Consider the following 19,984-nt stretch of genomic DNA (forward strand, 5'->3'; position numbering starts at 1 on the left):
GACATCGGATGTCCTATCCCGGATGACCCATGGCCGCCCAAGACGCGAACCCTGACGTCGGCCATACGGGACGAGTTCGATGGAATGCTGGTCGAGCCGGGCTGCCCGCTGCTACCCGGCCACTCGCCTGAGCCCGCGGAACACAAACCCCCCGCGTCCCTGCGTGGACGCTCCCGACGCCGACCCGATTTTACCTCGGATTGCGTTATCTTCCCCCGGCGTAATGGCCCGCACTCGCCAGCGGGCAATGACGTATGCGCTGCAAAAAACCTCCCCGAGTGGTCTTCCGGGGGCGCAGGTCAGGCGTGTGTCTTCGCCCAGCTTTCATACGCTTTCAGCGCCTGACCCGGCCCGCTGCCGAACCAGCTGTAGCCGTTGCGCCGCTCCAGGCTGATCTCGTTCACATCGTCATGGATCGACTTGTCCCGGTCGCCGAACACTGGCCGTCCGGTGGTCATGTCGTAGAACCGCGCCCAGATCGGGCCTGCTCCCGGCTTGTCAGACAAGTGCTTGCCCGCGATGCCGTCGTCAGCCAGCCCCCAGACCTTGCCCTGCACGGCCGCCGCGCGCAGCCACGCCGCGCCGCCGTGCACGGCGGCAACCACCTGCGCTGAAGGCGAGGGTTGCTGCATCAGCACCACCAGAAGCCGCGCGCTTTCGTTGCTGGACAGCGCGGCAGGCTCGAAGTTGCGCGCGCCGACCGGCGCCAGCGTCAGCGCGTCATGCTGCTGCGACCAGCCCGTCAGCTTTCCGCCGATCCGCACTTGCGTTGCCAGGATCACCGCAATCCCGCGTTCGTGCGCGGTCCCGGCCTTTGCGGCATCGGCGGCGGATACGAAAGCGAAGTCGCCATTGCGCGCGGCCACGTCGGCCAGCAGCGCCAGCACTTGCGCCATGGCATCGTCGTTGTAGGTCACCGCATCGTGGTAGCCGCCCTGCAGCGGGTAGACCTGCGGCCAGCCGCCGTTCGGGAACTGCGCTTCCAGCAGATAGGCCAGCCCCTTGCGGAACGAGGCCCGCAGCGCGTCCCCTTCCTTGCCCGGCGCTTGCGCCTGAACGCGGGCAAGAAAGCGCATTTCGTCAAGCGTGGCGTTGTTGTCGATAGTGCCGACATAGCGCCATTCCTCGCTGGTGCTGACGATATCCTCGCGCGCGTTGGCGGGCAGGTTTTCGTGCGGAACCCAGCTCTGGCCGGGAACGCGCGCCGGGCCGGAGCGGTCCATGTTCTTGCCCCAGCCGCCCGCCGGGGTCTGGAAACTGACTACGGTGGCTGCGATCCGCCGCGCCTGCGCGGCGGCATACCACGTGGCGGGCTTGTCCATCGGCATCCCGCCCCCGCCCGATGGGCCGGAGGGCGGATTGCTTGCAGCGTGCGTCCTGCGCTCTGCCGCCAGCGCCGCCTTGTCCGCCGCCATCAGTGCGTGAGAGCGGGCAAGGTAGCGATCCCACGCCGCCTGCTGCGCGCCGGGCAGGGCATCGATGCGCGCGGCGGTTACCGGCTCGGCGGGGGTCATGCTGCCGATCGTCGCGGCCTGCAGCGGCGCGGCCACAAGAGCGGTGGCAAGGAGCAGGGCCTTCAGGTTGCGCATGGTTCTCTCTCCCTCGAATGTCGTTATTTTGGAAGCGGTACGGCCTTGCCGGTCAGGCGGACTTTCGTCCAGCCGCCGGGCGCGCCGGTATCGGGCTGGCCGCCACCGACCCATACTTCGACCTCGCCCGGCATCACGCTGCGCAGGCCCGCCGCATCGACGGTGCTGAGCGCGCGCGCATCAAGCGTGAAGCGCACCTCGCGGCGCTCGCCGGGCTTGAGGTGGATGCGGGTGAAGCCCTGAAGCGCATGACGGGCAGGGCCACCTGCACGGCGCAGATAGAGCTGCGCAACCTCGTCACTCTCCCGCGTACCGCTGTTGGTCACCGTTGCGGAGACTTCCAGCGCCTTGCCCGCGACGGCCTGCTTCGCGGCTTTCGGCGCGGCATAGGCAAAGCTGGTGTAGCTGAGACCGTGGCCGAAGGGATAGAGCGGCTTGCCCGTGAAATAGCGATAGGTGCGCCCCTTCATCGCATAGTCGCCGAAGGCTGGAAGCTGGTCGGCAGAGGCATAGAAGGTCACCGGCAGGCGGCCTGCGGGGCTGAAATCGCCGGCGATCATGTCCGCCACCGCGCGCCCGCCGACCCCGCCGGGATACCACGCCTCGACGATGGCGGGCAGGTGGCCCTGCGCCCAGTTCACGCTCATCGCGCTGCCGTTCATGAGGACGAGGATCACCGGCTTGCCGGTGGCGTGCAGCGCTTCCAGAAGCCCTTCCTGCGGTGCGGGAAGATCAAGGCTGGTGCGGTCCCCGCCTGCGAAGCCGGGCGCGTTGACGCGCATTTCCTCACCCTCCAGCTTTGCGTTGAGGCCCGCCGCGAAGACGACGAGATCGGCCTTGCGCGCTGCCTCGACGGCGGCATCCTCCTGTTCGCGCATGTCGGTCCACAGCAGCGACTGGTCGCCGCGATCGCCCTCCTGCCGCGCCTCCACGACGATCCTGTGCGCCTTGCCTGCGGTGAGCGTGACGCCGTCGTTGTGGATGGACGGCGGGTCGCCGGGGTCCCAGGCATCGGCGATCTCGCGCCCGTCCACGGTGATGCGGTAGCCATCGTCAAGGTTCATGCGGAAGTGATATTCGCTGGTCGCCTCGGGCACGATCCAGCCGCTCCAGCGCATCGCCGTGCTGCGCTGCGCACGGGTGGGGCGGCCCCAGTCGAAATGCACCTCGGCGCCAGTCCGGCTTGCACGGGGCTTGCCCTCGGCCGCGGTCCCGGCGAACTCCTCGACGGTGACGCCCTTTGTGCGGCATTGGGCATCGACGCAGAACACCGCCGCCGGAACGGGCTTGAGCGGCGGGCCGACATGGCCGGTGCCCTGCACGTAATCGATGCGCGCTTCTGGAAAGCGCTGGCGCAGACCCTCCAGCAAGGTGAAGGGCTTTGACGGAGTGCCGTTGTAATTGCCCACCAGCGCATCGACACTGTCCGCATTCGGCCCGATCACCGCGATCGAGCGCGGCGCCTTCGCCAGCGGCAGCAGCCCGTCGTTCTTGAGCAGGACCAGCGATTCGCGCGCGACCTTGCGGTTCAGTTCGGCGTTTGCGGGAGTGTCGTTCTCGGCCGGGGTGATCGCGGAATAGGGCGTCGTCTCGCCGGGCAGGCCAAGGCGCAGGCGGTCCGTCAGCGTGCGCACAACCGCACGGTCCAGCAGGTTCTCGGGCAGCAGGCGCTTGCGCACGGCCTCAACGATGATCGCCGGGTCCGAGGACTTGTCGCGTCCGAACTCGATGCAGATGAGGTCGGTCCCGGCGCGTACTGCGCTGGCCACTGCATCTACAGGATCGCGGCTGTAGGCGTGGGCTTCGGGGTTGAAGAAATCGACCATCGCCGCGCAGTCGGTCACGACATGCCCGGCAAAGCCCCAGTCCCCGCGAAGCCGCTGCGCCATGAGCGGCGAGCCGCAGGCGGGCACGCCGTCGATGGCGTTGTAGGCGCACATGATCCCGGCGGGCCGGGCCTGGGTCACCGTGGCGCGGAAAGCGGGAAGGTAGGTGTCCTCCAGATCGTAGGCAGATGGGTGGACGTCCTCGCGGTGGCGGTTGCCTTCGGGGCCGGAGTGTACGGCAAAGTGCTTGGCGACGGCGGCGGTCTTGTAGAACGTGGGGTCATCGCCCTGCAGGCCGCGCACAAAGGATACGCCCATCAGGCCGGTGAGGTAGGGATCCTCGCCGAAGGTTTCCTGCCCGCGCCCCCAGCGCGGATCGCGGAAGATGTTGATGTTGGGCGACCACACCGTCAGGCCGCGATAGCGTTTGGAACTGCCATCCGGGCCAAGCGTCTGGCGGTATTTGGCACGAAATTCGGTGGCGATCGTCTCGGCGGCCTGTTCGATCAGCGGGGCATCGAAGGTGGCGGCCATGGCGACGGCCTGCGGGAACACGGTGGCTTCTCCCGCACGGGCGACGCCGTGCAGACCCTCGCTCCACCAGTCGTAAGCGGGAAGCCCAAGGCGCGGAATAGCCGGGGCATCTGATTTGAGCTGCGCGGCCTTTTCCTCAAGCGTCATCGCGCGGACCATTTCCGAGGCGCGCGCCTGAAGGGCGGCATTGTCCGGTGTTTTGACGGTGTCCTGCGCCTTGGCGATGGTCGGCAGAACGATGGTCGCCGCACACAGCAGCAGCCCGATTCGGTGCGTCACGATGCTCTCCCCTGTCATTGGCTGATAGCGCTATCAATCATGCCGCCGCATTGCAAGCGGCTTGCGGGCGCGTTAGCAGCGAGGGTTCAGGCAGGGAGTAGAGACGCGGGCATGGCTGACGGCATCGAAGGATCACCCATGCGGCCGCGTTCTTCGCGGCGATCGCGCGCGGGCAACACCATTGCCGACGTTGCGCGTGAGGCCGGCGTTTCGCTCATGACTGTGTCGCGCGTGATGAACGGCAAGGCCAACGTGCGCGAGGAAACGCGTGAACGGGTCGAGGCGGCGATCAAGGCGCTGAACTATTCGCCCAGCGCCGCCGCCCGCAACCTTGCCGCCGCAAGCGAGGTTCGAATCGGCCTGCTCTACAGCAATCCCAGCGCCGGGTATCTCAACGAATTCCTCGTCGGCAGTCTCGATCAGGCGAGCCGGGCGAACGTGCAGCTTGTGGTCCAGTTGTGCGAGAACAAGGAAGACCGTGCCGAGATCGTGCGGCGGCTGATCGATGGCGGGGTGGACGGGCTGATCCTGCCCCCGCCGCTCTGCGATGCCGATGACATCCACCAGCTACTGCAGGAGGCGGAAGTTCCTGCCGTTGTGGTGGCTTCCGGGCGCCCGCCGGTGTTCCTGTCCTCTGTCAACATCGATGACCGCGCAGCGGCGGCGGCGATGACTTTGCATCTGGTGAAGCTGGGCCACAAACGCATCGGCTTCATTTCCGGCAATCCGGACCAGACGGCTTCGGCGCTGCGGCTTTACGGCTACCTCGATGCGCTGGGGGAAGCGGGGCAGGTGTCGGACCCGGCGTTGGTGGTCGAAGGGCTGTTTACGTACCGCTCCGGCCTTGACGCCGCGCAGCAGCTGCTGGCGTTGGAAGAGCGGCCCACCGCGATCTTCGCCAGCAACGACGACATGGCGGCGGCGGTCGTTTCGGTGGCCCACCGCATGGGGCTGGACGTGCCGGGCGACCTGACCGTGGTGGGCTTCGACGATGCCCCGCAGGCGACGACAACCTGGCCGGAACTCACCACGATCCGCCAGCCTATCGCGGACATGTCGCGCGCCGCGGTGATCCAACTGGTCGAGGATATCCGCACCTCTCGCGATGGCCGTCGCCTGGCCCCCCGGCATGCGCAGATGACGTTCGAGCTGATCCAGCGCGAGTCCGACGCCGCTCCTGCAGCCTGAGGGCAAGCGCCGGACGCCGTTTTGCAGAGCTTGGGGTCAAGCCCCCTTGCGCATCTCCCTGCTTCGATGATAGCGCTATCTCTGATGAGGCAGCCGAGCAGCAAGCAGGCGCCGCAAACAGGGGACAGGATGGCATGGAACAGCATCGATCCGCACGCCTATGGGACAAGCAGCGTTGACCGCGCTGGACCGCCGGGGATTCCTCGGCGTCGCCGGGGCATCGGGTGCAGTATCGATGCTGCCTTCAGCCGCGCTGGCCGTGGAAAGCGGCAATCGCCTTTCGCTGCCGGACGAGGGCTGGCGTCTCTGGCTTGATCGCGAGGCACGGTTCGAGGACGATCGCATCCACCTGCCGTCGCAGGTCGATCTTACCAACCTGCCGGTCAACCCGCCGACCGGGGGCTGGAACGTGCTGGATACGGCCCCTTCGGTTACCGTCACACTGCCGACCACGGTGGAGGAGCACGTCTGGGGCAAGCTGGGAGAGCGGCCCTACACCGACGACGAATATCGCTATGCCAACGACGATCCGGTGCCGCAGAACGGCGCGTACCGCGGAGTTTCGTGGTGGACGAAGGACTTCGATGCGCCGGCCTCATTCGCGGAACGGCGCGCGCTTTTGCACATCCGTGGCGCGCGGCTGCGGGCGGAGGTGTTCCTCAATGAGAAGCTGGTCGGCTATTCGATCATGGCCGAACTGCCGATCGTCTGCGACCTGACCGGCGCGCTGCGACCGGGCGGGCGCAATCGGCTGGCGATCCGCATCACCAATCCGGGCGGCCGGTATGACTGGCGCGATTCCACCACAATGACCTGGGGCGCGGTGAAGCTTTTCCGTTCCCACGGGTTCGGCGGGATCGACCGCGATGTGCATCTCACCAGCCATCCGCTTGATGCGCACGTGGCCGACGCCTGGGTGCTCAATACGCCCGACCCGCATGTGGTGACCGCGCATATGGAAGTGGCCTGCCGGGATGCTGCGCTGACGGCAAGGGGCGCGAAGCTGGCGAAGGCGGTGTTGCTTGACGCCGCCGGAGCGCGCGTTGCGGCGAAAGTGACGCTGGAAGAAACACGGGCCGATGGCGCCACGCTCCACCTGCGCTTCCGTGTGGAGGCGCCACGGGCGAAGTTGTGGGACATCGACGATCCGGTGCTGCACACCCTGCGCCTGTCGTTCGGCAAGGATACGGCCGACGTGCGATTCGGGTTCCGCTGGTTCGCGCCGGAGGGGCTGGGCAGTGACGGGATGCTGCGGCTCAACGGGCGGCGGATCAAGCTCTACTCGGCGATCTCGTGGGGGTATTGGGGGTTCAATGGGCTCTGGCCGCGCCCCGAACTGGCCACGAAGGAAGTGGAAGCGGCCAAGGCCCTGGGCCTCAACTGCCTGCATTTCCACCGCAACGTCGGCAAGCGCGAGGTGCTGGACCGGCAGGACGAGATGGGCCTGCTGCGCGTGATGGAGCCCGGCGGAGGCCGCTTTGCCATTGCCGGATACGGCAAGAACGGCGAACTTTCGGACGCCGATCGGTTCGCCCGCGACTATCAGGTGGAAAAGTGCGTGGCGATGGTACGGGCTTTTCGCTCGCACCCCTCGCTGGTGCAGTACACGCTCCAGAACGAACTGGGCGCGGACCTTGCCAACCCGGACGTGCAGGCAGTGCTGCTGGCGATGCACCGCGCCGATCCGAGCCGCACGGTGATCCTCAACGATGGCTTCGTCCAGCGCGGCGCATCCCAGGCGATGTACGTGCCTTATAGCGACAAATACTATCGTTCGGACGAGGTCGAGTGGGGCGGCTGGTGGGACAACCATCAGGGCGCGGGCGACCAGTGGTATGATGCGTTTTACAAGAACCCCGACGACTACATCCACCGGCAGACCGGCAAGCCCTTCATCGTCGAGTTCGGCGAGATGGAAGGCTGCGCCGTGGCCGACGATCACGCCGCCATGGTCGAGACGATCCGCAAGGGCGGCGGGCGCTCTTACGATCTGGCCGACCATGCCGAAATCCTCGCAAATACCGAGGCGTTCCTTGATCGCTGGGGTTTCCGGCAGGCATTCCCTACCGCGCAGGATCTGTTCCTGTCGATCGGGCGCAAATGCTATGACGCCTGGGGCAACTACATGGAGAACATCCGCATCGGCGACGAGGTGGATGTGGCAGCGATCAGCGGGTGGGAGACGACCGCGATCGAGAACCATTCCGGCATCGTCGACAATTTGCGCGGGTTCAAGGCCGATCCGGCGCCGGTGCGCGCCACCCTGCTGCCGGTGCGTCCGGTCGCCAAGCAGCGCAGGCTGGCTTACGCGGCGGGGGAGAGGGCGGCGCTTGACCTGTTCCTGTTCAACGATACCGGCAGGCCGGTAAGCGGCGAACTGACGCTGTCCCTGCGCGATCCGCAAGGCGCGGTGGCCGAACTGGGGCGCTATCCGGTGGCGGCTACGGAGCCTGACCGGTTCAGCCAGCTGGTGGCGCGCGAAGTCGTTACCCCGGCGCTGACGCGGGAAGGGGAGTGGCAGGTTCGACTGGCGTTTTCAGGCGCGAGCGATGCCACGTTCACGCGCAGTCTGTGGGTGACGGCGCTGCCCGCGCAAGTGGCCTCCGGGCGGCGCATCGCGGTATCCGGCATCGCGCGCAGCCTGCGGACGCAGCTGGAGGCACTGCAGGGGCTCAGGCTGGAAGAGGTCCGGCCGGGGCAGCATTATGATCTCGTCATCGCTTCCGGCCTCAAGGCAGAGGAAATCGCGCGTCGCCAGATTGGCGAACAGACCGGCCTCGAAGCCCAGCCGAAGAAAGGCGAAAAACCCAAACTTGTGCTGGGCGAACTGTCGCCGCAGGTGCTCGCGGCCGTGCGCTCCGGCGTGCCGCTGCTGGCGCTGGTGCCGGAGGACGGCCTCTCCGAAGGCGTCGCCCGGCAGTTGGCGGACCTCGGCTTGCTGGAATTCAACGGCACCGTGGGAGATATCCGCGCGCCGTGGATGGGCAACTGGAACTACTTGCGCGCGCACCCGCTCTTCGCCGGTATCCCGGCGGACCGGGCGGCAGGGATCTTCCATCAGGTCGACGGGCGGTTGTCCAATGGGCTGCTGGTAGATGGGCCGGGGGTGGAGATCGTCGCGGGCTACAGCCGCGATCACGATCGCCACAACGGCGCGGCAACGCTGGTGGCCGCGAACAAGGGTATGCGTGCGGTCCTGCACCGCATGCCGGACATGGTGGCGCCGCTGCAGCGCAGGTTCCTTGCCAATGCCGTCGAATGGCTGGCAGGACAGGGGAGGACTTCATGAGCTGTCGACTGATCCGGGCGGCGCTGCTTGCCCCTGCCGTGCTGAGCGCGCCTGCGCTGGCCAATACTGTCCATGTCGACCCGTCCAAGGCGAGCGCGTTTCATACCGTCCAGTCCGCGATCGATGCGGTTGCGACGGAAGGCGGCACGGTTCTCATCGCGCCGGGAACCTACCGCGAGAAGCTGACCGTCAGTGCTGCCAATGTGACCTTGGCAGGCACGGGCAGGCGGGCGGAAGATGTCGTGCTGGTCTACGGCGATTCGGCGATGACGGCGGGCGGAACCTTCAAGTCAGCAACGCTCACGGTGACCGGCGCATCCTTTACGATGCGCAACCTGACGGTGTCCAACGACTGGTGGCTCGACCGCGCACATGCGCCTTCGCAGGCGGTCGCCGTATCGCTGACCGGAGACGCGGCGGTGGTGTCGAACGTGCGGATGCTTGGTCATCAGGATACGCTGTTCGTCAACGACGGGCAGGGCGGCAAGGAAACCCGCGCCTATTTCGAGAACTGCTATATCGCGGGCCACGTCGATTTCGTGTTCGGCAACGCCAAGGCGTTCTTCCGCAAGTGCCAGCTCCATGGCGAGGCGCACGAGTCCGTCATGTACACCGCGCAGAGCCGCAACGCCCCGGACGAAGACAGCGCCTTCGTGTTCGAGGATTGCCACCTTACCGCCGATCCAGAGGCGCACGATGTATCGCTGGGGCGGCCATGGCGCGATTATGCCTCGGTAGTGTTCCTCGATCCGGTCATTGATACGCCGCTGGCGCCGGGGGCCTTCACCGAATGGACGCCGGGCAAGACGAACAAGCTGCCGACTACGCGCTATGCGCTTTATGCTCCGAGCGGGGCAGGCGCTTCCGGGTTGACGCTGGCGAAGGAAGTGACCTGGCTTGATGCCAAAGGCGCACAGGCCTGGCGGCTGGAAACATTCTTCGGCGGAGATACCCGCTGGATTGCGCATGCCCAGAAGCGTTAGGCCGCATAAGCCGCCGCATGGATCGGTGAGAAGGTCTGAAGCGGGGCGGGGCGGGCGAAAAGGTATCCCTGGCCAAGCCTGCAGCCCATCTCCGCCAGCTTGCGGCGCTGGGCTTCGGTCTCGATCCCTTCGGCTACCACCTGCTTGCCCAGGTTCTGGCCAAGCCCGATGATGGCGCGAATGATGGCTTCACTCTGCCCGTCGTCGTCGAAGAGGCCGAGAGTGAAGGACCGATCGATCTTGAGCACGTCGAACGGCAGATGCTTGAGATGGATGAGCGAGGCGTAGCCGGTGCCGAAATCATCCAGCGCCACCGTGACGCCCGCTTCGTGCAGTATGTCCAGCGCCTTTGCAGTCTCGTCCACGGCGCGGCCGAGCACGAAGTCCTCCGTTACCTCGATGCACAGGCGCTGGGGGGCAACACTGAAGTCGCGAAGCCGCGCCAGCAGCCGGTTGGCGGCATGGGGGCAGTCGAGTTGCGCGCCGATCAGGTTGATCGATAGCTTTGAAAGGCGGTCGGGATTATCCCGCAGGGCTGCCAACCCCATGTCCAGCACATGCTGCTGTACCGCCAGGCCCAGCTTGCGTTCGTTCAGCATGTCGCCGAATACGGACGGAGTCATAAGGCCGTGGACCGGATGCTGCCAGCGCAGCAGCGCCTCGTAGGTGCCGACGGCTCCGCTTTCGATATCGACGATGGGTTGATAGTGGAGCGAGAATTCGCCTCGCTCGATACCCTGCCGCGCTTCCTGCCCGAACAGCTGGCGGCTGTCGAGTTGCTCCCGCAGATGGGGGGCATAATCGAGCAGACGGCGGCGCCCTTCCTGCTTGGCCTGATACAGCGCCAGATCCGCATTCTTGACCAGCACATCGGCGTCATTTGCGTCTCGTGGGAAGCGAGCAAGTCCGATGCTGAGCGACAGGGCCCAGGTCCGGCCGCCGTGGTTGAGCGTCGTGCCCTGCAACTGCTCCAGCGCGTTTCGGATGCGCATTTCTTCCATGGAGGTCCACGGGAGCAGGATGGCGAATTCGTCACCTCCGATGCGCGAGACATGCGCCGAAGGTCCACCTGCGGTAAGAAGGCCGCGTCCGACGTTGATGAGCAGCAGGTCGCCGCCATCGTGGCCCAGACGGTCATTGATGTGCTTGAGATGATCGACATCGACCAGCAGCAACATGAACGGGCCAAGGGGCGCGCTGTCGCACATGGTCCGCAGCGCGGTCTGGAACGCGGCGCGATTGCCAAGCCCTGTCAGGTAGTCTGTCTGTGCAGCACGACGGAATGTCTCGCTTTCAACTTCGGCGACCTTGCGAGCCTGTTCGGCTGCGTCACGCTCCTTGCCCAGCAGCCGGAAGCGGTCGGCGATGGCAAGCGAAAGGGCGATGGATTCGAACGCCAGGGCGGCGAAGGTGGCCATGTCGACCACGTCGTCCTGTATCACCAGTCCGAAATTGCGGCTTACGCGCAGGATGAAGACCGACAGCACCGGCGTCCATCCCGGCAGGTAGAACCACACGACCCGGCTGCGGGCGCGCAGTGCGATCACGGTCCCGGTCGCCACGCTGGCGACGCTCAGAACGAACACCGTGTTCAGCCAGCGGTCGATGGTCACCGGGGTCGCAATGGGAGAGAACGCGGCAAGCAGCCCAACCGCAAGATTGAGGCACGCGCAGATCGTGCCCCAGCGCACCAGCCACCGGGGCAACAGACCTTCCTCGACGACGACGAGAAAGAACATGTTGCCCGCCGCGATCAACCCGGCGACGAGCACATAGTCGAACGTCACTGCGACCGGCCCGACATATTCCGGGATCACAAAGGCCAGCACATTGGTCCAAGTCAGGCCATAGGCCACGACGAGCAGCGACCAGAGCAGATACCAGCGCTGAAACACCAGTCGCTGACCCGTGTATATCAGCAGGTTATAGGCGAAGGCGGAAAGGATGGCGCCGGCAAATATGCCCATCAGGCCAAGCCAGATACCCTCAAGATGAAGGAGGCTCTGGGGGCTGGAGGCGGTCACCTTGCGCATCAGCGGCAGGCCGTCCATTTCGCGGTAGCCGATGTAGACGTTGTCGACCTGCGATCCTGGGGTGTCGACCGCAAAGCGCAGCATGCCACCCAGTGCCCAGTGCTCTCCGATCGAACCGGGGGCGATCGTCGTGATCTGGGGGCGGTTGACCGGGCTGGTGACTATCGCGGTCATTTGCTTGAACCGGGTCTGGTCCGTCAGCAGCAGCCATCCCGATGGCAGGCCGGCGAGCGCATCCGGGTTCCGCAGCTTCAGCCATACCCAACCTTCGCGGTATCTCGAATAGGCGGGGGCATGGCGGCAGTCGAACGACAGCCGGCCGAGCGACGCGGGGGTCGCGTGGAAGTCCTTCGCGGCGGTCGCGTAGCACATCTCGGACCGGAGCCGCACTGTCTTCGCATGCGCCGGGGACGTGCAGGATAATGCCGCGACAAGCAGACAGATAAAGACGAAAAATGACCGAAACGGCATGCCCAACCCCAAGCAGGAGGCTACCGTATAAACCGAAGGTCACTAACAATGGTTAACGCCGCGGCAGGGCAAGCGAGTGATGTATGAGGACAAAAAATACCCCCGCGCGTGGTTTTCCTGTTAGCCAGCTCCTATCAGCCGGACGGGAATCTCTCTTTTCATGAATAGTCGCAATGCCGCCCGTGACCTGCCTATCGCCATCGTCGGCGGAGGTTTCAGCGGAACCCTTCTGGCGATCAACCTGCTGCGATATGGCGTCAAGGTTGCCCTGATAGAACGCCATTCGGCACAGCTGGCCAAAGGTGTGGCATTCGGAACCCGCCGGCCTGAGCATCTGCTCAACGTGCGCGCCGCCAACATGAGCGCGTTCCCGGACGATGCGAAGCATTTCCTGCGCTGGATGGATTTCTCCGAGGTGGACGAGGCCAATCGCTTCGTTCCTCGCCTGACTTACGGCACGTACTTGCGCGAACTGCTGGTAGAGGCGCTGGCCAAGGCAGGGCCGGATGCCGCAATCATCGATGGGGAAGCATGTGCCGTCGGTTTCGACGCGGTCACCGCGCAAGTGCGGTTGGCGGACGGCGATACGATCGACTGCCGCGCGGTGGTGCTGGCGCTGGGCAACTTTCCACCTGCGCCGCACCCGGTACTCGAAGCATTGCCTGTACACCTTTACAGCGCCGACCCCTGGGACAAAGGCGCTGTGGAGGGCCTGGCCGATCTGGATCACGTGCTTGTGGTGGGAAGCGGCCTGACTGCGGCGGATGTCGTGTTGTCGCTGGACAGCTCGGGGTTCGAGGGCAAGGTAACGGTGCTGTCCCGGCGTGGACTCAAGCCCCTGGCTCATGCAGAAAGCGGGCCGGTGGTGACGCCGGTGCCTGACCCGGACATGCGTGGGGCCGAGCTGATCCGGGTTGTGCGGCAACGGGCGGGCGAGATTGGCTGGCGCGGAGCGGTCGATGCCCTGAGGCCGCACACCCAGAACATCTGGCGTCGCCACTCTACTGATGCGCAGGCGCGCTTCCTTCGTCACTTGCGGCCTTATTGGGACATTCACCGTCACCGTCTTGCCCCTTCGGTCGCCCGGCGGCTTGAAGTTATGGAAGCCGCCGGGCGGTTACAGTACGTGGCGGGCAAGCTCTGCGGCGCCGAGGATGCCGGAGGGCGGGCCAACGTGTCCTATCGTCCCAGAGGGCAGGATGGTGTCGAGGCCATAGAGGTCGGCCGCGTGTTCAATTGCGCTGGTCCGGATGGCAACCTGCATCGGGTCGCAGCGCCCGTGCTCACGCAATTGCTGAACGCAGGGCACATCCGCAGCGACGCGCATGGGCTGGGCGTTGATGTGGATCATCTGGGGCGCGTGCGCGATGCCGCCGGGAATGTGCAGGACCGCCTGCTGGCAGTCGGTCCGATTACGAAAGGAGAGGCGTGGGAAATCGTCGCCGTGCCCGACATCCGGCGGCAGGTGTGGGGCCTTGCGCGGTTCCTTGCCGATGAACACTGGGTTGGCGGCGAGGGGCTCTGACGCTGCTCAACCGGGCAGTGCAGCCACGACCTCGCGGGCCAGCGTCGCCAGTTGGTGCGTCGGTCCGTCAAGCGCAGGCGCGGTATGTAGCACGCAGGCAACTTGCGGCAGTGGAGGCAGGCCGATGTCGTCCAGCGGAGCGTCGGGCTGGAACATCCGGGTTCGGCAGGTAAGACCCAGCCCGGCATTCACTGCCGTGCGCAAAGTCGCCAGGTTCGGCGTCTCGACAGTTATGCGAAATGGCCGCCCGGCATCTTCAAGCGCGCGAATCGCTGCATCGCGAAAGCGGCACGGAGCCTCAAGAACGGCCAGCGGGACGGTTCGCAGCGATGCCAATTCATCCTTGCCGAACCACGACATTGGTGCCTTCGTTACTGCGTTGCCATCGCCGGGCGGTGCGAAGCCCAGCACGATGTCAAGCTGACGGCGCTCCAGAAGGTCCATCAGTTCCGCAGTACCCGCAACGCGCGAATAGAGTTCCGCGTCGGGGTGCAGGTCAGCGAACTGGGCAAGAAGCCCGCTCAGCAGCAATTCTGCCAGATCCTGCACCATGCCTATTCGCACCTGACCGGCAAACTGCCCGGCCGATACCGCGGCAACCGCCTCGTCATGAAGAGCCAGTACCTTGCGGGCATAATCCAGCATCAGTTCTCCATGCACGGTCAGCGCAAGGCGGCGCCCTTCACGATGGAAAAGCGATTGTTGCAACAGTTCCTCAAGGCGCTTGATCTGCAGGCTAAGCGCAGACTGGCTTACGAATACGTGTTCGGATGCATGCAGCATCGAGCCGGCATCGACGATGGCAACGAAGCTGCGCAGAAGGTTCGTCGGAAGATTCACGGGCATCGTCGGACTTTCAAAGAAGGGTAGAATAGCGGGCAGTCCATGTGACATGACTATATCTCAATCAAAATAGTAGACATATTCATCCGTCAAGCAAGCTTGTTCAACCGGGGGCCTGCGGGCGGCCGAACGCATTGCCGCACTCTCGATGGTGCGGGCCTTCATTTGAAGTTGTGGACGTTCGCGGGCTATCGCCTGCTTTCGACCAGTCTGCGACGGCGGCTGTCGCTCGATAGGGACGGCGTGCGTCTGCTAGCTTCGATGCTGGGTTCGGTAAACGGTCGGGTGGGGAGGCGCACTGCGTTCGGCCAGCAGGGTCTCGGCAGCGGCGTGGGTGTGACTATCGTCCACGTCGAGCGCCTGCGAACCGTCGAGCATCAGCACAGGCTGCAGGCGCTGTCCGATCCTGCGCGATACGCGTTCGGTTGCGGCAGTCAAACTGTTCGCACGAAGCCGCAGCATGACAAGGTTGATGAAGCCGAACGCCCGCAGCACGCCGAGTGCATTGCCCGCGAACCTGCCGCCACCGCGAAACACTTCAACAGCGCGCAAGGCTTCCGGATCTGCCGCCGCGTAAAGGTTGCAACTGGCATAGGCGCCGTCGGAGAATTCAAGAAATGGATGCGCATGCTGCGGATGTACGGCCAGCACCGCGTCGCGCGGCGCCATGGCGAAAGCAGCGTCCGAAGTGTCGAGCGCGGCGATCATCGCGTCGATCGAAGCAGGCGTCAGCAAGGCATGATCGGCCGTCGTTACCAGCAGCGGCCCCTCCCACCCATGAGCAGCGGCGAGCACACTGTCGACAAGGTTTTCCCGCGCTTCCACCAGTTTGGCGATGCCTCGGCCGGGGAGTTGGGAAAGGACATCGAACAGCCCCTCGAATGCTTCGGGCTCGACGCAGATTGCCAGGCTTTCGATCGCGGGATGGATCGCCGCAGTTTGCAGCACATGTGCCACCAGCGGGCGACCGGCCAAAGGGATCAGACACTTGTGGCTCATCCCGAAGCGCTGCGCCAAAGCATCGGTTTCGCGCGGGTGGCGACCGGCAAGTACGATCATGCGCACCGGCGGTCCGGCGTATTTCTGCCCTGCCGCATATGCGGCGGACGCGGCGTGCGTCAGAGTATCCATGGCCGGCCGTTATCGATGAACGATGTGACGGACTGGTGAAACTTTGCGGCTTTGCGTAGGCGTTGGCGAGCGTGATTTGCGCTGTCCTCCATCCGCTCTCCGTGCCAAGAGGCACGCCTTGGACATTCAGGCACGCAGGGACGCAATGGCGAAGGACATCGTGGAGACGCAGCAGGCAGACGGGCGGGCTTCTGCGAAGGAACTGACGCTTCGCGGCATCATGCTGGGTGGCGCGATAACCTTGCTGTTCACGGCCGCCAACGTCTATCTCGGCCTGAAGGTGGGCCTGACGTTCGCCACCTCGATCCCGGCGGCGGTCATATCGATGGCGATCCTGCGCGGTTTCAGGGATTCCACCATCTGGGAGAACAACATAGTCCAGACCGTGGCCAGCGCGGCGGGGACTCTGGCGGCGATCATCTTCGTCCTGCCCGGTCTGGTGATGATCGGTTGGTGGCAGGGCTTCCCCTACTGGACGACCGCCGCGATCACGGGAACGGGCGGCATTCTCGGCGTGCTGTTCTCAGTTCCTCTGCGCCGTGCGCTGGTAGTCGACACGCCGCTGCCGTACCCCGAAGGGCACGCGGCTGCCGAAGTGCTGCGCGTCGGCTCCGGCTCGCGCGAGGGGGCTCAGGAGAGCGCGAAGGGGCTTTCGGTACTGGTCTGGAATGCTCTGGCATCGGCTGGTTTTGCGGTGTTGACGCAGACCCGGCTGATCGTGGGTGAAGCTGCGGTATGGTTCCGTGCCGGGGCAGGCGCGACCGGGGTTTCCGGTGGACTTTCGTTTGCGCTGCTGGGCGTGGGCCATCTCGTGGGGTTGTCGGTGGGCATGGCGATGTTCCTTGGCCTTGCCATCGGCTGGTGGGTGCTGCTGCCGATGCTTACTGCGCAAAGCCCCATGGCGGGCGATGTCGGTGCGTGGGCGGGCACGATCTTCTCGCGCGATGTGCGTTTCTTCGGAGCGGGGGTAATCGGCGTTGCGGCGGTGTGGACGCTGCTGCGGATCGCCGGGCCGGTGATCGGGGGTGTGCGCTCTGCCATGGCCGCCAGCCGTGCGCGTCATGCGGGTGAAGCGCTTGCCATAGAGGAGCAGGACTTGCCGATCACGGCTGTTGCGCTTGGCGCGCTGGCAATGCTGCTGCCGATTGCCGTGCTGCTGTGGAGCGTCATTGCGGGAGGCCCGCTGGCCGGAAGCGAACTGGTGCTGATTGCCGGGGCTGTGGTCTTCGTGGTGGTGTTCGGCCTGCTGATCGCGGCGGTCTGCGGATACATGGCGGGCCTGATCGGCGCATCCAATTCACCGGTATCGGGTATCGGCATTCTTTCGGTCGTGGCGGCTTCGCTGATGCTTGTCGGGCTGTTCGGGCGGGAGCAGGGGGCGGATACCGCTTCGGCGCTGGTAGCTTATGCACTTATCGTCACCGGCATCGTCTTTGGTGTGGCGACGATTTCCAATGACAATCTTCAAGACCTCAAGACCGGCCAGCTGGTGGGCGCCACGCCATGGAAACAGCAGGTCGCATTGGTGATCGGGGTGGTATTCGGATCGCTGGTGATCCCGCCGGTACTGGATCTTCTCAACACGGCTTTCGGCTTCGCCGGTATGCCTGGAGCCGGTCCGAACGCCTTGCCCGCCCCGCAGGCGGCGTTGATTTCTGCCTTGGCCAAAGGTGTACTTGGCGGCGATCTCAACTGGACGATGATCGGCTGGGGCGCAGCCGCCGGCTTGGCGTTCATCGTTCTTGACGAAGTGCTCGGCAAGGTCGGACTTCTGCGTCTGCCGCCGCTCGCAGTGGGGATCGGCATTTACCTTCCGATGAGCGCAATCCTGCCGGTGGTGATCGGATCGGTGATCGGTCGCTGGTACGATGGCTGGGCTGAACGGCGCAAAGACCCCGAATTCGCCTTGCGGATGGGCGTGTTGACCGCGACCGGCATGATCGTGGGAGAAAGCCTGTGGGGCGTTGTTTTTGCAGGGATCGTCGCTGCGTCCGGAAGCGATGCTCCGCTGGCGCTGGTCGGTGACGGCTTCGAGGTGCCTGCACTTGTCGGCGGAACGGCCTTGTTCTTCGTGCTTGTCGCGTTCCTTTATGGCCGCACACGCAAGCTGATCGGCTGATTTTGCACGTGCTGCGGGGTTGATCCGCAGGTGCGGGTGGTCTTTAGGTGCGAAGGATAGCAAGATGGGCCGGTTGCGGCCTGCGGTTCCGGCGGATGCCGGGGCATCGGCACTGGAGAGCACCTCTTGAAGCATATCCCCTGGGTCATCCTCGCGGTCGTCGGTGCGATCTGCTTGGCGGTTCTGGCCGTTTCGCGCGGTGAACCGATCAATGCGCTGTGGATCGTCGTCGCGGCGGTAAGCTGCTTCCTTGTCGCCTACCGCTACTATGCGCTTTACATTGCGCGACATGTGATGCGGCTCGACCCGCGCAGAGCCACGCCGGCGATATACCGTGCCGACGGGCTGGATTATGTCGCCACCGACAAGCGCGTGCTGTTCGGTCATCACTTCGCCGCGATCGCCGGGGCCGGGCCGCTCGTCGGACCGGTGCTGGCCGCGCAGATGGGCTATTTGCCGGGAACCTTGTGGATCATTTTCGGCGTAGTGCTCGCGGGGGCAGTGCAGGACTTCATGGTCCTGTTCATCTCCATGCGGCGAGACGGTAAATCGCTGGGCGAACTCGTCCGGATGGAAATGGGCGCTGTCGCGGGCACCATCGCGCTGATCGGTGCCTTCCTGATCATGGTCATCATCCTGGCAGTGCTGGCGCTGATCGTGGTACGTGCGCTGGCCGAAAGCCCTTGGGGCATGTTCACGGTAGCGGCAACGATCCCGCTGGCGCTGGCGATGGGCGTCTATACCCGGTGGATCAGACCCGGCCGGATCGGCGAAGTCTCGGTGCTGGGTTTCGTGGGCCTGATCGCGGCCATCATGTTCGGCCAGAACGTAGCCGCGTCCGCGTTCTGGGGACCGTTGTTCACGTTCACGCCGCAAACCTTGTGCTGGATCCTGATCGGCTACGGAGCGCTGGCGTCGCTGTTGCCGGTCTGGCTGCTGCTGGCCCCGCGCGATTACCTGTCCACGTTCCTCAAGATCGGCGCGATCACCGCGCTTGCGGTGGGCATCGTGGTCATGGCGCCGCCATTGCGGATGCCGGCGCTGACCCAGTTCGTTGGCGGGGGTGGTCCTGCCTGGTCCGGGGCGCTGTTCCCGTTCCTGTTCATTACCATCGCCTGCGGTGCGGTTTCAGGCTTTCATGCACTGATCGCCAGCGGGACGACGCCCAAGCTTATCGGCAGCGAAGCAGATGCTCCGTTCATCGGTTATGGCGCAATGCTGATGGAGGCTTTCGTAGCGATCATGGCGCTGGTGGGGGCATCCATTCTTGATCCCGGCATTTACTTCGCAATGAATAGCCCGGCGGCGATCCTGGGGACCGACCCGGCCAGCGCCGCGCACGCCGTTACGGCGATGGGCTTTCCGGTGAGCGCAGACCTTCTGGTCCAGACCGCGCGCGATGTGGGTGAGCACACCATCGTTTCGCGCACCGGCGGCGCACCGACACTGGCGGTAGCGATGGCGGAGATCTTCAGCCATGTCGCCGGCGGCACGGCGATGAAGGCATTCTGGTATCACTTCGCCATCCTGTTTGAAGCGTTGTTCATCCTCACTGCGGTCGACGCAGGCACCCGCGCCGGACGGTTCATGCTGCAGGATCTTATTGGTCTTGTCGTACCGTCGTTCCGCGCAGGAACATCCTGGGCTCCGGGCGTGGTTGCGACAGCGATCTGTGTCGCCAGCTGGGGCTTCTTCCTGTACCAGGGCGTTACCGATCCATTGGGCGGGGTGAACACGCTCTGGCCCGTTTTCGGTATCTCCAACCAGATGCTCGCCGCGGTAGCGCTCATGCTGGCGACGACCGTGCTGTTCCGAATGAAGCAGCAGCGCTACGCCTGGGTCACGGTGATCCCGACCGCATGGCTGCTTATCTGCACGCTCAGTGCAGGCGCGCTGAAGCTGATTTCGGGCGATCCCGCCGTTGGCTTCCTGGCACACGCCGCCAAGTATGGTGCCGCCATGGAGGCTGGTACCGTTCTGGCGCCGGCCAAGTCCATGCAGGAAATGCAGGCGATCGTCTTCAACGACCGCATCGATGCGGGCCTGTGTGCCATCTTCCTTGCCGTCGTGATTTCGCTGATGTTCTTCACCGTGCGCACTTGCCTTGCCGCTCTGCGGGATGACCGGCCGACGGTGAATGAATCGCCGCTGCAGCTGGTCCCGGCCGAATGAGA

11 protein-coding genes are annotated in these 19,984 nt (G+C 65.1%); 6 read left to right on the forward strand and 5 right to left on the reverse strand.

Annotated features, from left to right (window positions below; translation table 11 throughout):
* Positions 1 to 299: 299 nt before the first annotated feature.
* On the reverse strand, positions 300 to 1,589 hold the full coding sequence (gene pelA, locus A8V01_RS01545) for a pectate lyase (RefSeq protein WP_103094210.1): 1,290 nt from the start codon (positions 1,587 to 1,589) through the stop codon (positions 300 to 302).
* A 23-nt stretch (positions 1,590 to 1,612) separates the two neighbouring features.
* Positions 1,613 to 4,228 (reverse strand): glycoside hydrolase family 3 C-terminal domain-containing protein, encoded by a 2,616-nt coding sequence (locus tag A8V01_RS01550; RefSeq protein ID WP_211294931.1) that lies wholly within the window; start codon positions 4,226 to 4,228, stop codon positions 1,613 to 1,615.
* Positions 4,229 to 4,339: 111 nt separating this feature from the next.
* Here A8V01_RS01550 and A8V01_RS01555 point away from each other — a divergent pair, with 111 nt between their 5' ends.
* The 3 genes from A8V01_RS01555 to A8V01_RS01565 all read left to right on the forward strand — a co-directional run bounded on the left by A8V01_RS01555 (position 4,340) and on the right by A8V01_RS01565 (position 9,688).
* Positions 4,340 to 5,416 (forward strand): LacI family DNA-binding transcriptional regulator, encoded by a 1,077-nt coding sequence (locus A8V01_RS01555; protein ID WP_245892239.1) that lies wholly within the window; start codon positions 4,340 to 4,342, stop codon positions 5,414 to 5,416.
* A 175-nt stretch (positions 5,417 to 5,591) separates the two neighbouring features.
* A complete protein-coding gene (locus A8V01_RS01560; RefSeq protein WP_211294932.1) occupies positions 5,592 to 8,705 on the forward strand; it encodes a sugar-binding domain-containing protein in 3,114 nt (1,037 codons plus the stop codon).
* Positions 8,702 to 9,688 (forward strand): pectinesterase family protein, encoded by a 987-nt coding sequence (locus A8V01_RS01565; RefSeq protein WP_103094213.1) that lies wholly within the window; start codon positions 8,702 to 8,704, stop codon positions 9,686 to 9,688. Before A8V01_RS01560 ends, A8V01_RS01565 begins: the two co-directional genes overlap by 4 nt.
* Here A8V01_RS01565 and A8V01_RS01570 read toward each other — a convergent pair.
* Complete coding sequence (locus tag A8V01_RS01570) at positions 9,685 to 12,111, reverse strand: putative bifunctional diguanylate cyclase/phosphodiesterase (RefSeq protein ID WP_245892245.1); 2,427 nt, start codon at positions 12,109 to 12,111, stop codon at positions 9,685 to 9,687. The genes A8V01_RS01565 and A8V01_RS01570 overlap by 4 nt on opposite strands.
* 241 nt (positions 12,112 to 12,352) lie before the next feature.
* Between A8V01_RS01570 and A8V01_RS01575 the strand changes: the two genes are divergently transcribed.
* Positions 12,353 to 13,717: an FAD/NAD(P)-binding protein gene (locus A8V01_RS01575; protein ID WP_103094215.1), complete on the forward strand. Its 1,365-nt coding sequence runs from the start codon at positions 12,353 to 12,355 to the stop codon at positions 13,715 to 13,717.
* 6 nt (positions 13,718 to 13,723) lie between these two features.
* On the opposite strand, the gene A8V01_RS01580 is transcribed toward A8V01_RS01575, so the two are convergent.
* Together A8V01_RS01580 and A8V01_RS01585 are read right to left on the reverse strand one after the other, a co-directional pair.
* Positions 13,724 to 14,563: a LysR substrate-binding domain-containing protein gene (locus A8V01_RS01580; protein ID WP_103094216.1), complete on the reverse strand. Its 840-nt coding sequence runs from the start codon at positions 14,561 to 14,563 to the stop codon at positions 13,724 to 13,726.
* Between the two features lie 249 nt (positions 14,564 to 14,812).
* A complete protein-coding gene (locus A8V01_RS01585) occupies positions 14,813 to 15,691 on the reverse strand; it encodes a nucleotidyltransferase family protein (protein WP_103094217.1) in 879 nt (292 codons plus the stop codon).
* Between the two features lie 145 nt (positions 15,692 to 15,836).
* Between A8V01_RS01585 and A8V01_RS01590 the strand changes: the two genes are divergently transcribed.
* Entirely contained in the window at positions 15,837 to 17,810 is a 1,974-nt protein-coding gene (locus A8V01_RS01590; RefSeq protein ID WP_103094218.1) for an OPT family oligopeptide transporter, read from the forward strand.
* A gap of 126 nt (positions 17,811 to 17,936) precedes the next feature.
* Complete coding sequence (locus A8V01_RS01595; protein WP_211294933.1) at positions 17,937 to 19,982, forward strand: carbon starvation CstA family protein; 2,046 nt, start codon at positions 17,937 to 17,939, stop codon at positions 19,980 to 19,982.
* Positions 19,983 to 19,984 lie beyond the last annotated feature (2 nt).

Source organism: Novosphingobium guangzhouense (genome assembly GCF_002896965.1).
Classification (GTDB): Bacteria; Pseudomonadota; Alphaproteobacteria; order Sphingomonadales; family Sphingomonadaceae; genus Novosphingobium; species Novosphingobium guangzhouense.

Bases quoted from the DNA above. Each gene is read 5' to 3' on its own strand.
- A8V01_RS01590 (WP_103094218.1), top strand. From the start codon at position 15,837: ATGGCGAAGGACATCGTGGAGACGCAGCAGGCAGACGGGCGGGCTTCT.
- A8V01_RS01555 (WP_245892239.1), top strand. From the start codon at position 4,340: ATGGCTGACGGCATCGAAGGATCACCCATGCGGCCGCGTTCTTCGCGG.
- A8V01_RS01575 (WP_103094215.1), top strand. From the start codon at position 12,353: ATGAATAGTCGCAATGCCGCCCGTGACCTGCCTATCGCCATCGTCGGC.
- A8V01_RS01580 (WP_103094216.1), bottom strand. From the start codon at position 14,563: ATGCCCGTGAATCTTCCGACGAACCTTCTGCGCAGCTTCGTTGCCATC.
- A8V01_RS01565 (WP_103094213.1), top strand. From the start codon at position 8,702: ATGAGCTGTCGACTGATCCGGGCGGCGCTGCTTGCCCCTGCCGTGCTG.
- A8V01_RS01585 (WP_103094217.1), bottom strand. From the start codon at position 15,691: ATGGATACTCTGACGCACGCCGCGTCCGCCGCATATGCGGCAGGGCAG.
- pelA (WP_103094210.1), bottom strand. From the start codon at position 1,589: ATGCGCAACCTGAAGGCCCTGCTCCTTGCCACCGCTCTTGTGGCCGCG.